This window comes from Flagellimonas baculiformis (assembly GCF_033441575.1).
In the GTDB taxonomy this organism is placed as follows: domain Bacteria; phylum Bacteroidota; class Bacteroidia; order Flavobacteriales; family Flavobacteriaceae; genus Flagellimonas; species Flagellimonas baculiformis.
On the sequence record NZ_JAUZVW010000015.1, the window covers coordinates 83,544 to 99,735 of the forward strand.

The following is a 16,192-nucleotide window of genomic DNA, read 5'->3' on the forward strand; positions in this document are numbered from 1 at the left end:
GAACCCTACATGAAAAAGTTGCCAAGTGTTTCCCATAACCCGTTGGTTGGGCAATACTCCTACAGGACAAAAGAAACCAAACGCTATGAAGAAAGCTGCAATGAACCAAAAGCAAAAAAGGCGCGGATCTCAACTTATCAACTAGCGGCACTGGTATACCATGCAACGATAAGCGAGCCCACGCCCGGGTCGTGAGCCGTCTGCTTATTGTCCCGTTGCAAAAAATTACCAGTTTTCTAGTTGGGACTCCAAGCGAAAGCTTCAAATATGTTCTAAACGAAGAATCGCAAATTTATATATCAGGATGCAATATAATAAAAATATCTCAATTTCGGTCGAACGACCGAGATATTGTATTTCCCATCCTTTTCCTTTGTCTTGATGTCAAATATTAATGTGGAAATATGCAGCTATATAACTAGGGAGTGGTTACTTCCTTGGATTAATGAGGGAAAATCCCAGAGTTCTTTTGCTTCTAAACACAATATTGATGAAAGTACCGTAAGGAAAATAAAAGGTAGAAAGGAATATCGAATACCGGTTGAAACCTTACATAAAATCTGTGAAGCCAGAGACTTAAAGCTTAGCGATTTTTTTAATATGGTTAGACTTTGAAATTGAAAAACTAAGGATAGCTCTTTCCCTTAAAATCTTTGTTTTAATTTCCTTACATTTTCCAGTATTTTCCTTTTCTAGAAAATTCTTACATTTAGAATCTAGTCTCCCCCAAAGATTTATTGATATTAACGAAAACGATGCTTTGCATTCAATTGCAAACGTAATGCATAGCCAACCAAATTGGTGGCACACACTTAATAAAGTTAGGTATATAAGCTAGTTACCTGTTATTATAACCAAACAAAAAATGAGTAAAACTGTATATATACTTGGAGCTGGATTCAGTATTCCGGCAGGTGCTCCAACTCAAGCAGGATTAACAAAAGCTATTTTCAAATTAAAAAAGAAACCAATATATCTAGACAACAAAATTCTACAACAATACTTTGAAAAGTTTGAAGAATTTTTGGAAAGACAATTATTAGTTGAAAAAGAGAATTTAAACGATGTTGCTCTAGAAGATATATTTACACCAATTGACAGATGCATCATAGAGAATTCCTCTTACCGCACAATTGAACCTAAAAAATTAATTGAAATTAGAGAAGTGATTTACAATTTAATTATCGTAGCACTTCGAGAAACTTTAAGAACAGCCGACACAGAATATATTGACGAATTTGCAGATTTCCTAATTCAAAAAACTCATCCAAGAATAGAAAATCCAAAATTAGATGAAGTAGCTGTTTTGACTACAAATTGGGATATATTGTTGGACAATGCTCTTAAACGAAAACTGCGAGACCTAAAAAAACCCAATGAAGATTTCGAAGGTGTCGTTGATTATTGTTGCTATGTTAGTTCATTGGATAGAAATGACCATTCAATTAAACCTGGATTGTATGCTCTGGGCAAAGGAAAGTTTAATATTAAACTTCTAAAACTGCACGGTTCAATGAATTGGTTGCATTGTCCAAAATGCCAAAGAGTTTTCGTCAAGTTTTATGAGAAAATTGCTGGCGATATTGTATTTCACAACCAACATTGTAGGCATTGTAAAAATAATTACACAGAAAATAACAACAATTCCCTGAAGTTAAGAAGTAATTTGATAATGCCAACCTTTCTCAAAGATTTAAACAATTTTCAAATAAAATTAATTTGGCAGAATGCAGGTGTGGAATTATCAGAAGCTGATAAAATTGTATTTATCGGATACTCCCTTCCGCAAGCAGACTTTGAATTAAGACAACTCCTATCGAGAATGATTAAAGACCACGTGGAAATTGATGTGGTGTTATCTGAATATGACAAGCCAGTTAAAGATTTCGAATGGGCTTTTGCAGAAAAAAGATATGAATCCTTTTTTGGGAATCGGAAACCGAAATTCTATTACAGTGGAGTAAAAGAATATTTAAAAAATAACAATAGGTAACGAATATGACTATAAGTAATTGCTTGTAATCGACTACTTCTAAAAATCCTCAAGGGTTTTCAGTTCGATGTGCACTTGTACAGTTAAGTCCGGACCCAGGCAACCGTGTATAGCAGGCCAAATTATTAGATTAAAGTAAGTGCCTTAAAAATAAAGCTGTGCAAACAGTTTTAACGCTAAAAAACTAAATATTATTTCTTCCTCAAAAAAACACCAATGATTGAAAATATCATATTTAAAGAAGCCTCTAAAAATGAAATAATTCTCTACACTTTTTTAGGTGAATCTTTGTGTGCCGTTCAAATATTAGAAGACGCACTGAGTCATTCGATTGTTCTAAAAAAAACAGAGCCTGACCAAAAGAAAGAAGCAGACGAGCTTTTAAAAAAACAAAGGAAGTATACACTTGGCAAGGCGATAAACATAATCAAACAAGAATCGCTTTTCCCTAAACCCTTGGAGATTGAATTGTCAAAACTTTTAACAGAAAGAAATTGGCTTATTCATAATTGCATTACTGAGAATAAAGATGATCTAAAATCAGATTCATATTTTGAAAAACTATCTGAAAGAATCAAAGACATTACATTAAAAGCCCACAAATTGCAGATTTCAATTGAACTTGATTTAATTGAGTATTCCGAAAAAAAAGGAATAGACATGACTAATGTCAAAAATGCGATGAATAAATATTATAGTTAAAATTATTTAAAGGATTTCAATTCTTCAAACCAAGATTTTAGTGCCAATTACACACGTATTTGAACATAAAAACCAATTTAAGCCCAATGATTTATTACCTGCACCCTTCCAAAGCTTATTTTTGATTGGGTGAAGCTCAACTAACAGCCTGAAAAGTTGAAAATATAGACTAATTGCACTTTAAATAAAAATATTAAAATGATAAACTGGACGAGTCAAAATATACTTAAAATCAACAATGAGGTTGATTGTTTTGAAACCGATTCTATAGATGAATCGAAAATAGACAGCTTACGCAAACAAATAGAACCTTGGCTAACGGCTATTTTTCAAAGCGAACACTTTTCTCTTTTGACAGGAGCAGGACTACCGATAGGTTTAACATTCTTAGCTGATGTAACTGCTCAAGATATGGGTAGGATAGAATTTAGTGAATTTAAAGATGAAATTGAAAAATGGTCTAATGAAAGTGCGGTTGCAATGGGCAGAGGAGCTGCAAATATTGAAGATGACTTTAGAAGTGCAATAGAACTACTCCAAGGCTTAAAAATTCAAGGTGATGCCTCTAGCGTTGCACTAGAAAAAGATATCAATAAAAAACTAGAAGATTTCATTAGGAATATTATCAAGACTGAAAAAGGTTTTTTCCAAAGTGCTAAATTTAATTCGGCATTGAGAATTTTAAAATCATTTCTAATAAGTTTTTCCAGCCGTACAGCAACTAGAGAAAGAACAAATATTTTCACTACCAATTATGATAGATTTATTGAGTTAGGTCTAGATAGTGCCGGTATTTTGAGCATTGATAGATTTGTTGGTAAAATTAAACCTGTTTTCAGAACCACAAAACTAGAACTTGATTATCATTATAATCCTCCTGGTATTAGAGGAGAACCTAGATATGTTGAGGGAGTTGTGAGGTATTCTAAACTACACGGTTCTGTGGATTGGAAATTTGAAGAAAATGCAATTGTTAAACTACCATTACAGTTTGGCATAGATGAAAAAACTCCATTGATTCCTGATGAGCCTAAAGATTTTTCGGTAATATATCCAAATTCGTCAAAAGGAATTGACACTGCATTTTTTCCTTATTCAGAACTGTTTAGAGATTTTTCGTCTGCAATATGTAGACCTAATTCAGTTGTCGTGACCTATGGATATGGCTTTGGCGACACACATATTAATAGAGTAATTGAAGATATGTTGACATTACCATCAACTCATTTGGTAATTATTTCATTTGATAACGCATCAGGCCGCATTCAAAATTTTTATAAAAAATTAAATCCGGCTCAAATAACTCTCATTATTGGTAATCATTTGGGCAGTTTACAAACTTTGGTTGAAAATTATTTACCAAAAGCAGCAATAGATAGAATTCAAGAAAGATTAGCAAGAACCTTAGAAAAACGAAATCTCCCTAACCAACCAAATTCTGAGGCTGATGAATAATCTATTTGATTTTGATGAAATAAGAAATCTGACAATTGGAACAGTTGAATCTGTTTCTCCAACAGAAATAAAAGTAATGTTGGAAACGAATGCTCCACAAAATGTTGCTATAAACACTGGAGTTCCGACTCATTTTCCAAAAATCAATGGCTACGTCCTAATTCCTAATGAACAAGGAGCTTTAGTTGCTGTAATACATTGGATAGGTATTCAACATTCAAATTATCCAAAACGAAAAGGGTTTAAGGACTTTGACTTAATTGATTTACCATTTCCATTACGCAAAATGTCACTAACACCTCTTGGAGTTTTAAGAAAGAAAAAAGACAACAGTTTTGAAATTGAGAGAGGTGTTTACAGTTTCCCATCAGTTGGCGATAATGTTATACTTCCAACTGATAGGCAATTAACTGCAATTGTAGAAAACCCAGATGGTAAATTCGAAATTGGTAGAGCACCAATAGCGAGTAATTCTCCAATAAAGGTAAATCCTGATAAGCTATTTGGTAGGCATTTAGCGGTTTTAGGCAATACAGGAAGCGGGAAATCTTGTTCTGTTGCAGGAATGATAAGATGGTCTTTGCAGGAGGCCGAAAAAAACAAAACTAAAGAACAATTAAATGCTCGATTTATAATACTTGACCCTAATGGTGAGTATTTTGATGCTTTTAATGATTTAGGCGACAAAAAAGTAAGAAAGTTAACTGTTAAACTTGATGAAACAGATTCAGATTTTGAGCAACTAAAAATTCCAGCTTGGATGTGGAATTCTCAAGAATGGATTAACTTTTCGCAAGCAGCTCCAGGTGCTCAAAGACCTCTATTACTTCAATCTTTATTAAATTTAAAAAGAGGGGAAAATCTTAATTCATCTGATAAGATACGTCTTGGCACTTTTTTAAAGTCGACATCCAATTCTTTAAACGTATTTCTTACTTCATTACCTACACAAACAAGAACACAACCTTTCATAGAAATGTGTAAAGTTCTTGATAATATTTCCAATGACTTCAATTTTCATCGACAGTTTGTAGATGATAATGATATGGTCAATTATGATAACCTAATTGAAAATTTCAATACTATATTAACTAAACGTAGATGGGCTGAGGGCAGATATAATCCATTTTCATTTGAGGATATTAATTCTTTGAAAAATTTTGTTGATAATTATTATTCTGATATCTCAATAGGTATTACGCCATCTGATTCTATAAATCCTGATACCCCCTTATATTTTGAACTTGACGACTTAATACCACATTTAGAGCAATTAGCTCAAAATCAAGGAGGAAATATTCTTCAGTTTGTTCAAATGCTCTCGTTACGAATGCGATTCCTTTTTGCTGATGAAAGACTTAATGGTGTTGTTCAGCCCAAGGAAGATATTTCATTAGTAGATTGGCTAAATTTATATATTGGTTCTAATAATGCTGAGAATGGTCAGATTACCTTAATTGATTTATCCCTTATACCATCAGACATAATTCACATTGTAGTCGCAGTACTTTCACGATTAACATTCGAAGCAATTCAAAGATTTCGAAAAATATATAAGAAGGAACTACCAACGACAATTGTCTTAGAAGAGGCTCATACTTTTCTTCGTGAGTTTAGCTTCGATAATTCAAATATATGTTTAGAAACATTTGAACGTATTGCAAGGGAGGGCAGGAAATTTGGATTGAGTATGGTTCTTTCTTCTCAAAGGCCATCCGAACTTTCTCAAACTGTTCTTTCTCAATGCAACACTTTTCTATTGCACAGAATTGTGAATGATAAAGACCAAGATTTAGTCAAAAGATTAGTTCCAGACAGTTTAAGCGGACTCTTAAAAGAACTTCCTATTTTACCTTCTCGAAAAGCTATTTTAGTAGGTTGGGCGTTTCCAATTCCTGTCCTAGTAGAAATGAGATTTCTGGAGAAAAAGCATCAACCTCGTTCAAACGACCCAGATTTTTGGAAAGTTTGGACAGGCGAACTAGAAAGAGAAGTTGACTGGGATAAAATTGGAGATGACTGGCAAGGGAAGAACAGGATAGAAAATATCGAAACGGAGGAAGAGAAACAAGACAGTGAAGTTGTGGAACTAACTAATTTAGAACCTGAGGACGACAATGAAATAGATAACCCTGATGATGATTTACCATTCTAAACCAGATAGGTTTATAATCACTCCAACCAACGTTATGCCAAAAATTTAAATGAATAAAAACAACTTTGAAGGACAGACTAAATTTAATTTAAAATCTTCAAATCAAAATAGTCTTGCCCCACGACATCCAATGATACCAAGGAATATGATAACTGATTAATTAGCTATACTGTGATCCAAAGAATATTCCACCCTATAGGACAAGGAGCCTTCTACTCCGAAAGACATATGGGTTTTAACATGGTCTATGACTGTGGAACCCTGCCCAAAACCAATATATCCGGAAAACTGGTCAAACAAAGTTTCAAGAAATCCGATAAAATAGACATACTGTTTATTTCACATTTTGACAGCGACCATGTCAATCAAATCGAAACGCTCAAAAAACATTGCCAGAAAATAAATATGGTCGTCATGCCCCTATTGCATCCAGAAGAAAAAAAATTGATTTCCAATATCTATCGATGCCTTGACGGTGGTATTGTCCCTTTAATCGACAGTCCTGAGGAGTTTTTTGGGGAGGGTACCACAATTCTCTATATCAGATCTGCCGTAGGAGGCATTGAGGACAATATAAGCCAAGAAATTGAACTAGCGCAAGGCATTGCCACGCAAGCAATTGATAGCTCCTCAATAATCATGAAAGGGACTGATTGGATGTATGTGCCCTTTAACTTTGAGTTTACTGCCAGGCACAATGCTTTGGTCAAGCAATTAAAATCTGAGTCAATCGACATGGACAAGCTTAAAAAAGACTTAAACTATGCGTTGTCAAAAAAGACTGAACTCCGTCGTGTCTATAACCGACTTGATGGTAAGATCAATCAAAATTCAATGTTTGTCTATTCGGGCCCAAATAAAGGGGTGCCAAGAATTGACATGGTCTATCGCTATCAACAATGTTCTCATCCCTACCGGTACCTTTTCTATGAGAATACTAAAATTGGCTGTGTCTATACGGGCGACGGGGATTTGAACAAAGTAGACCTAAAACAGGTTTACCGAAAATATATGGATCTTGTGGGAACCATTCAAATTCCCCATCATGGTGACATTAAATCCTTCAATTCCACAAATTTCACCAATGGGGAATTTTTTTGCCCCATTTCTGTAGGATCAAGGAATACATATGGCCATCCCTCCTCGGCTGTCATTGCCGAATTGATGGCCCACAACAATTATGTTGTGACCATCTCAGAAAACCCAAGGGATCTTTATATCGAAGCTATCAAATGAAATCATAGATCATATGGAAATAGATAATGAAATACCAAATGCTCAGGAATACAAAGCGTATTTTTTAAAAAAGAAGAAAAAAAAGAGCAAACTGGGCAAAACCCTCGAGATAGCCCTTGAGACCAGAAAGTTCGAAATTGAACTTTACTGGAAGAGAAGTACTTACTACTGGGCATTCATCGCCTCTTCCTTTGCCGGATATTTTGTGGTCTTAAACTTAAAGGACCACAAAGAATTGACCATTGTAGTCTCCACAATCGGATTATTTTTTTCCATTGGATGGTATCTTGCCAACAGGGGAAGCAAATTTTGGCAAAAAAATTGGGAGGCACATGTTGATTTATTGGAGGATGAGGAAATAGGGCCGCTATTTGGAACAATCTTGAACCCAATACCCATTAAACTTGGAAAACTAGCAGGTGAGTATCCCTTTTCCGTGTCGAAAATAAATCAAATTTTGAGTTTTGGAATCATCCTAACTTGGGTCTATATTTTCTCCTATTCGTTTGATTATGTTTTCAACTTGGTCCAAAATGAGACCGCTGAAAAAATAATAAACGGTATAGCCTTTATTGGCATTTTTACCTGGATAGGTATCCTATTTTATCAGAATGCAGAAACCGAGCTTTCCAGGGATTTCAAGAAGGCATACAAACAAAAGGGAAATTCTAGATTAATATCACGCAAAAAATAATTCTTGATTCACTTACTTACCATAACCTAAAATGGAAGATCGGCACATATTAGATACTTTGACAAAATAATATTACCAAGGGGCAACAGTATCCCCGTAACGCTCGCAATATCATCACTGATGAAAAATACAACTCTTTATGGATCAAAAAGTTGATAAATATTTTAGGACAGCTTTGACATGGAATGAGCTCACCCATGCCGCTCATAAAAGGGAAGTTATCCAATATGGTGATCTGGCGGATCGAATAGGGTTGTCCCATGTCAGACCTTTGCGGCATTACTTAAAAATACTTCAGACCTATTGCATCGATAACAAATTGCCGCCATTGACCATTCTTGCAACGGATACCTTGGGAACTCCAGGACAAGGATTCATTGCCTGGGACTCGGATAATATAGATGAGGGCAAAAACACGGTATATGGGTATAACTGGAAAAATCTAAGGAATCCCTTTGGTTTTGCCATGGAGGGATTAACGGAAAACGAGATTATCAATTCTCTTCTATCCCGTCCAGCAAACTCACAAGACATTTACTCTAAAATTAAAGTGCGTGGAACCGCCCAATCCATATTTAGAAAAGCATTGTTGATAGCTTACGGGAAGAAATGTGCCATTTGTGAGATCCATTATGATTTTTTGTTGGAAGCCTGTCACATAACACCATGGTCAAAAGCAAAGAAAACAGAAAGGCTGGATATCCGAAATGGTATTTTGCTCTGTGCCAATCACCACAAGTTATTTGACAATGGTTATTTCACCATCAATGATGATTATTCCATATGTATAGAATATGAAAAAATAGCAGAAGGCCAACATTTAGGATTAAACATCGGTAAATTAATTCATTTACCACGAAATAAGGAACTTTGGCCCAAAAAGAAACATTTAAGTAACCATAGAATAAGAAAGGGACAAGAATGATTGTTTCCGGAAACCGTTAAAGAACTTATATATTTAACCCATAAATCCAAATTATCAAGCATGAGCACATTTCTAACTGGAAAGCAATTGGAAGATGCCATATACAACATCATTTGGGAGGCAGAACGAGTTCTCATGATTGTTTCCCCTTATATAAAACTTGATAAATATTTTAAACAACTTTTTGATAAGCATGAAAATAATCCCAATCTGCACGTTCTTTTGGTATTCGGAAAAAATGAGGAGGAAATCAAAAAGAGCATAAGCAAAGAAGATTTCGATTACTTCAAAAAATTCTTAAATGTTAGCATCGTCTATGTTCCACATCTCCATGCCAAATATTATGGCAATGAAAAGAAAGGGGTAATAACCTCCATCAACCTTTATGACTATTCCTTTAGAAACAATATTGAATTTGGTGTTTATTCCCAACAAACTTTTATGAGTCGGTTCTCTCAATCGGCGGACAACGATGCTTGGGATGAATATATGGAAATTGCCGAAACAAACGAGGTGGTTTTTATCAAAAGACCAGTTTACGAAAACAAAAAGATGCTTCTCCGCAGTGGTAGGAAGTTTGTGAAATCAGAAATCCTTTTTGATTCAACACCAAAGTTCTATGGGGCCACCAAAGGCAGCACGCCCGCTCCCAAACGACTTTGGAACTACCCTGAAGAGCTAGAACTGGGTGATGCTCCCAATGGCAGGCCGGAACGAATTCCAGAACAAATAGTGGAGCACGGGTTTTGCATAAGAACCGGCAGGGAAATAAAATACAATCCCGAACAGCCCATGTGCAAAGAGGCCTGGAAAATATGGAATGAATATAGGAACTTGGATTTCCCTGAAAAATTCTGTCATAAAACCGGCAAGCCCTCTAATGGAAAAACCTCCATGCGAAATCCAATATTATAACCTATGGTTCATATAGGTATGCAAATGCCCAAAGGATGGCAAGCAAAAGTAAGCATCGTGTGCCATTGCTATTTACCGTACAAAGGACATTGTTTTGACCTTTCACCAGGCCAGTGAACCTACAGAGTTGTTCAATCCCGGATTACAATCTTGGGATGCACTTAGCCAATTAAAACCGAATCCACTACTTCGGATAATTGTTGTTTTTCCGACTCGGATAATTGCTCGCCCCTAGCGGTATATGCAATCGCCAAGTCCGATAGCCTTTTGTGGTTTTCCAATCCAGGATCGTATTTTGGAATATTCAAGTACTCCACAACACTTACCCCGAGACTCAATTGGGAGCCATAGGCCGAAATCCCCTCGGCCACCTTTGGGGAATTTAGGATTCCGGTCAAAAAGGCCGCTTCTGCTTCCGTTTCCATCGGGACAAAATAGAGCTTATGATCAGGAATGACCAATTTTGTCCCTATAATAGTGTCTTCAACAGCTCCTATGTAGGCCGCAGCAAACCTCCCCCCTGACATCTCCTTCCACAACACCTTGAACGGTGAAAAGGTATATGGCCCTGTACTCCAAAGGGACCAGTAGGGCTGTCCCTTTTGAAATCTTTTATAACTCGACCTGTTCTCCAAAATATCCTTGAAACTCCTGAGAAACCTATACGTCTTGGGAGCCGTAGTAGGTAAACTTGGGTCTCCGTGCATCTCTCTTTGCGGAATCAGGAGTTTATAGTCCGGATCTATTTCCGCTGAAAAAGCGGATACCCCACGACCACGGATCAATGGAAACACGTGGGTTTTCTCAACTTGTTTTCTAACTACTGGAATTCCAGTGGTCCTTCCCACCGAGGGATCGTTTACAATCCAACACTCATCGGACTGTCCTTCCTCAACCCTTACAAAGAAAATTCCGTTCCTATCCGTAGTAACCCCTTTTCTGGCAATATAGGCCGCCGGGGATGCCGCATCGAAAATTGTATCCCAATATTCCTGTTGGGATCTTGTGCCGACAATCCAAGGTCCTGCATCGGTGCCTGCAACGGGTTTGGCAAGAAGATGTAACGGGGTTGCCCTATGGACAAACTCTTCACTTGAGGCATACCTCTTTTTCTTTTTACCGTTTTCCAGTGCTGGTTCCCAAATAATATAGGGAATGGGATATTCCATTTTTCTGTCCCTTTGAACCACAAGCATTGTGGGGTGGTTGGTCACACCTTCAAAGGGAGCCACGGATTTATAGTCCTCTACCTTAATTATGGAGCATTCTACATCGATATCTGCAAGTTGGAACCTTCTAAAGCCCTGACTGGACTCATTGACGAATACCGTCCCTGTAATAAAAAAGGCCAATATCCCATCATTTGCGAGCCATTTGGCAATGGCCTCATAGGTAACCACAGTGGATATATCGGATTCAATGCCTCCAACCCACCTATCATCACTGAAAACCCCTCGCCGCATGCACTTTTCCTTAATAAAATTGGCATAGTCCGGTGGAAGATGGCTCCATTTCACCCATGGTGGGTTACCACAAATATGGCTTACTGGCCGAATCGCTCCTGCTGAAAAACGATCAGCGAGTATGGAGCACCAGATTCCATCCCAGCCTTCCCGATGAAGTTCATGGAGTGTCTGTATGGAATCCCTTATATACTGTTGCTCTGATTCTTGTGCTTCAGAAATTTCCTTGTAATCCATAATTGACGAATAAATTGCCTCAGGGGACAAATTAGCATTGACCAAATCTTTGATAGCAAGGAATATTGGGTAGAAATTTGAACTTCTGATCAACTTGGTCGGCACTTTAAAAATCTTAGGGCCTTTCTCCGTCTGTATAGTGTGTTCAAAGGTGTTGTCCCTTTCATCTGCAGAATTTATCGCATCTGCCAAGAAAATAGGAAGCTTTACTGGTTTTGAAGTGTCAAGTAATGGGGCTAGAAAAACAACAAGTGATGTCCTGGCTGCCAATACCGCCAAGGGATTCAGATCAATTCCATACAGACCTCTCAATAATTGTCCACAATCGATGGCCCTGCCATTGTTATGAAATTCAAGTAATCTTCTTTTAAGCGCCTCCAAAATAAAGGTTCCTGTCCCACAAGTAGGGTCGAGAAGATCATTTTCAGGCAACCAACCAATATCATCCAAGGCATGGGATGCCAACCAGTCCGGGGTATAAACTTCACCCAAGGCATGCCTAAGTTCCCTGGGAACAAAGCTCTCGTACATCCCCTTGAACAAATCCCGTGTAGATTCCGAAGATTTCCTGGTAACATCGAAATCTATGGTGTTGAGTCCATTCAAAAGGGTTTGGATATCCCCTTCAAAGGAATTGTAATTGGGGTCATCCAAGTACCAAGAGAAAAAATCGCCTATCAGCATATTGCTAATCCCTGCATCCGCAAATAGGGAACCATCCTCGAGAGCCATTAATTTGCCCCTTATGGGCACACTGGAATCAAGAATATCCTGTGAGACTCGGGGCAAGGAAAGTGCCGCAACAATTTTTGCAATCAATGCAATATAGGTATTCAATGAAAACAAATATTCCCCAACATGCTCAACATAATGCTGATCATGCAGCATACCTTGTCGCTTGAGCAGTTCTTTCAACTGATCGGACTGCACCCCAACTACTTGGCCGAATAGTCTTCTCCATTCGGTATATAAAAGTTTTGTCTTTGCTGAGGCAGTTCCATTCCTGAGTGAGTCAACAATGGATTGAAAAAATTTTGGGGTGAGCTGGTTTCCAATATCAGATTCAGGACCAACTATAGTTGACAAAATCCTTGGATGGACCAAGGGCTTTCCGTCGTTTTCCAAAAAACTTATAATCCTGGTGGCAGCGGCCATATCAAAATTTGTGAGCCGCTCCCAATCTGGTCCGCCCTCGCCATATCGACCAAAGGCAATTGACTCACCGTCCCAAGAAACCATAATATACTCATTAAGAGGGCGGCCTTCTTCCAAATGCATCAATTCGGCATATTCCTCAGCTTGCCCGCAGGCATGTTTGAACTTTGCTCCTTCCCGGCCCCCAAAACTTTTGGGAGGTTCATATTCAATGATCAACGCCCCATGGACCACATCCGCAAACTTTGTCCCACCTCTGCCAAGTGATAGGCTTTTTTCCAAACTAAATGGGGTCCAACCGATATGGAGCTCAGAACAAACCTGCTCCAATGCCACTTCTATCCCATGTCTCAAATTTGCCTCATTACTTGATCCCATTGTCGCTTCCGAGACTTTCCTCACCAAGTAATTGGCATGTTCATCTATCATGTACTGAATATTTTTAATGGTTCGCTGCCAATCCGGAGTATTGGCAAACATATCCCATTTTACCAAGCGCAAATGTAAGAACCTCCAAGGTTTCACTTTTGCAAATTATTTCATTTTCTTCAAACTCACTTTGGTTGGTAAAAATAGGGTTTTGTTAGTCCGTAACCATAAATTCATTGCAATTCCTTATATATTAAATCGGTCAATCAAAGAGTTAATCAAAAATAGACCTCACCTCCCTATGCACCTTCAAATAATGCCGCTCCAAATCCCCTTCCTTGATTTCAAGAGGTTTAGGCAAGCCCCGCTCTATCACTGGCCTCGGAAACTGCACCTTCCGATCCTTCCCATCAGCGAATACCACGAACTCCCCTTGTTGTAATCGAAAGAACACTTCGGCCCTCCGTTTGGACACCTCCCGCTCCCCTTCCGTGATACGACGTTCCAAACTCAAGCCTGAACTCTTGCTCACACTTCGCGTCGGCATTTTGACCAGTTCAAAGAACCGTTCATAATAACGTGCCGTATCCGGGTCATTGACCTTCCCAAAAAACTGATAGGAAAGGTTGGACAAAATAGCTTTACTGGCTTTCTCCCCATACATCATATCGTTCTGGACCTTGTCCTGAAGGACATATACGCTCACAATATCATAGCTCCGAAGGGTGGCCGGTATCCGGTGCATGTTCAACAATCTCAGGGTGGAAGCTTCCTCCAACAACATAAACGACGGTTTACGGTTACGCTGGCTCATCTGCTTTGAAATCGTATGGGTAATGGTCGCAATCACCGGGGAAAGCGAAGCATCCTTTTGTGGGTTGTTCACCAATGCTATGACCGAGGGATTCTCCCCATTATTAATATCCAAAGGGATCTCATCGGCCGACAATACCATGAAAATCTTTCGGGTACTGATCTTTTTGATCGCATTGGCCAAGGTGCTCATGACCCCAGCGGTCTGTCTTTCCGACCCCACCCCACTGATAAAGGCATCCGCCATGGCCCTTGAGGTAAGGTTCTCCCGTAAAAACTTGATCAGGCTTTTGGTCCCCAATTGTTGGTACAGGGCCATCAAATGGGGCAGGGTACAGAAATCCGGATAGTCTGTCCTGAGTCGCCAGATCAGCCCACTGATCAATCCCTCCGCCGCCTCCTTAAAGAACCGGGAGGTACTGTTCTCATCGGAGTCCCGGTGTTCCATCAGGTTTTCCAACAAAACCCGGGACACCTCATGGACACTTTCCTCATCATGAAGATAACGTGGCGCAATGGGATTTACCCGATGATAGATGGGTCCAAAGGACACAATCTTTAGGGGCACTTTTTGGTCCTTCCAAAGGGGGCAAGCCATTTCGGTGATCTCAAAATCCTTGTAATCATGGATGACCCCTGAAAACCCCTCCTTTTTAAAATGGGCCAAAAACCCATAGATGACACTTTCGGTCTTACCGCTTCCGGCGGAGGCCATCACGGATACTCCTCTTCGGATGTTCCCCAATACCAAGGGCCTGCCCTTGACCTTTAATTTGACCTCAAAAACCTTGGATGGTTTCTTGGCCTCCTTATAGTGATCCACCAGACCATAGATGACGGTATGCACAAAAAACATAGGGAGCCAAAGGACCATTGACTGTTCCAAAAGCACATTCCATCCCGAAATCCATCCGATCGACAATACCAGGACCACAAGCCCCACAACCACATACACAAAACCATATTTGAGATACCGGTTGGCCACAAAGGAGATTCCTCCCCCTATCGCCAAACCAATTCCTATTTCAATCCATCCTAAATTTTCCATATACGTAGTGTTTAAATTCCGATTGAGCCTGATTCCAAGGCCTTTCCGATACCTTTCTTGAGCTGCATCATCGCCTTATAGGCCAATTGGGCCTTGCTGACCGGAATACTCGGCACCTTGATACCAGCCTTGAAGAGCAACTGCCGGGCCGCTTGTTGTTCATTGCTGGGCAATCCCAATAGGGCCGAGAAGAACTGTTTGGGATGCTTATCGAGTAGGTTCCGGGCATGGTAGGTCTCGACAAAATTTCTCTTGTAGCCGAACTGTTTATCAAACATTTTTTCGGCTGCCTTATAGAACTTGTCCCGATCAAAGCCCTGTTTTACGGTTTCCCCGTGAAGGGTGGTTTCAGATGTTCGGAACTTGGACCCTGGTGAGAGGCTATGGGCATTCGTCACATCCATCCGGCTGACAATGATATGGATATGGCTTTGGTGGCCCTCCTTGGCCATGCCCGGAACGATCCGTTTCCCGTTCAATTGGTGCGGGGCCTCACTTTCCAGTGCATTTATCCTTTCCTGTAACCTAGCTATATCACCTTGCTCCCGTCCTTCCTTAATGGCCCTGGCCTGATGCTGGAGTTCCAAGATCTTGTTTGCAATGGCTTGGTTCTGCTTGACCTCTCGATCCTTTTCCGAATAGGTACGTGCCCGCTCCAGTTTGGCAAAATAGAGGATATCCTTGACGGTCACCTCCCGGTCCCGGTAAAAGGAGGCCGCATAGGCCTTCATAACCTCCCGGGTATATTCACGTAATTTCTCCGCATCGTTTCCGATATGTTTGAGCTCCCTTTGGGAGGGACTTACCACCAGGGAATAGAACTTGGGTTCCCGTTTCTTGAGCTTGGCGGTGTTGGCATCGATTTCGGCAATGACCCGCTCGGTTTCAATATGGTTCTCTTCTTGGTTAAAATAACGCTCTTGGTCTCCAAGGGCCTTACCTTCGTTCTCCTTTTCCAGGTAATTGACAAAGTCCCGGACACTGCCCCGAAAATTGTCCCCCAGTTGTTGTCGGGTAATGGCGATGTACATG

General features: G+C 39.4%; 12 protein-coding genes. 9 read left to right on the forward strand and 3 right to left on the reverse strand.

Annotation, left to right across the window (positions count from 1 at the left end):
• Positions 1–381 precede the first annotated feature (381 nt).
• The 9 genes from SD450_RS17525 (at position 382) to SD450_RS17565 (ending at position 10,075) form a co-directional block, all read left to right on the forward strand.
• Entirely contained in the window at positions 382–615 is a 234-nt protein-coding gene (locus SD450_RS17525) for a helix-turn-helix domain-containing protein (RefSeq protein WP_318345679.1), read from the forward strand.
• 250 nt (positions 616–865) lie between these two features.
• A complete protein-coding gene (locus SD450_RS17530) occupies positions 866–1,993 on the forward strand; it encodes an SIR2 family protein (protein ID WP_318345680.1) in 1,128 nt (375 codons plus the stop codon).
• Positions 1,994–2,209: 216 nt separating this feature from the next.
• A complete protein-coding gene (locus tag SD450_RS17535) occupies positions 2,210–2,695 on the forward strand; it encodes a hypothetical protein (protein WP_318345681.1) in 486 nt (161 codons plus the stop codon).
• A 198-nt stretch (positions 2,696–2,893) separates the two neighbouring features.
• A complete protein-coding gene (locus tag SD450_RS17540) occupies positions 2,894–4,150 on the forward strand; it encodes an SIR2 family protein (RefSeq protein ID WP_318345682.1) in 1,257 nt (418 codons plus the stop codon).
• Complete coding sequence (locus SD450_RS17545; protein ID WP_318345683.1) at positions 4,143–6,305, forward strand: ATP-binding protein; 2,163 nt, start codon at positions 4,143–4,145, stop codon at positions 6,303–6,305. Before SD450_RS17540 ends, SD450_RS17545 begins: the two co-directional genes overlap by 8 nt.
• Positions 6,306–6,476: 171 nt before the next feature.
• A complete protein-coding gene (locus tag SD450_RS17550) occupies positions 6,477–7,541 on the forward strand; it encodes a ComEC/Rec2 family competence protein (protein ID WP_318345684.1) in 1,065 nt (354 codons plus the stop codon).
• Positions 7,542–7,554: 13 nt separating this feature from the next.
• Entirely contained in the window at positions 7,555–8,235 is a 681-nt protein-coding gene (locus SD450_RS17555) for a RipA family octameric membrane protein (protein WP_318345685.1), read from the forward strand.
• Positions 8,236–8,374: 139 nt separating this feature from the next.
• Positions 8,375–9,160 (forward strand): HNH endonuclease, encoded by a 786-nt coding sequence (locus SD450_RS17560; RefSeq protein WP_318345686.1) that lies wholly within the window; start codon positions 8,375–8,377, stop codon positions 9,158–9,160.
• A 60-nt stretch (positions 9,161–9,220) separates the two neighbouring features.
• Positions 9,221–10,075, forward strand: a complete 855-nt coding sequence (locus tag SD450_RS17565) for a phospholipase D-like domain-containing protein (protein WP_318345687.1) — start codon at positions 9,221–9,223, stop codon at positions 10,073–10,075.
• A 161-nt stretch (positions 10,076–10,236) separates the two neighbouring features.
• On the opposite strand, the gene SD450_RS17570 is transcribed toward SD450_RS17565, so the two are convergent.
• The 3 genes from SD450_RS17570 to mobB all read right to left on the reverse strand — a co-directional run bounded on the left by SD450_RS17570 (position 10,237) and on the right by mobB (position 16,191).
• Entirely contained in the window at positions 10,237–13,359 is a 3,123-nt protein-coding gene (locus SD450_RS17570) for a DNA methyltransferase family protein (protein ID WP_318345688.1), read from the reverse strand.
• Positions 13,360–13,573: 214 nt separating this feature from the next.
• Positions 13,574–15,160: a type IV secretory system conjugative DNA transfer family protein gene (locus SD450_RS17575; RefSeq protein ID WP_318345689.1), complete on the reverse strand. Its 1,587-nt coding sequence runs from the start codon at positions 15,158–15,160 to the stop codon at positions 13,574–13,576.
• 11 nt (positions 15,161–15,171) lie between these two features.
• Positions 15,172–16,191: a MobB family relaxase gene (gene mobB / locus SD450_RS17580; RefSeq protein WP_318345690.1), complete on the reverse strand. Its 1,020-nt coding sequence runs from the start codon at positions 16,189–16,191 to the stop codon at positions 15,172–15,174.
• Between the last annotated feature and the right edge of the window lies 1 nt (position 16,192).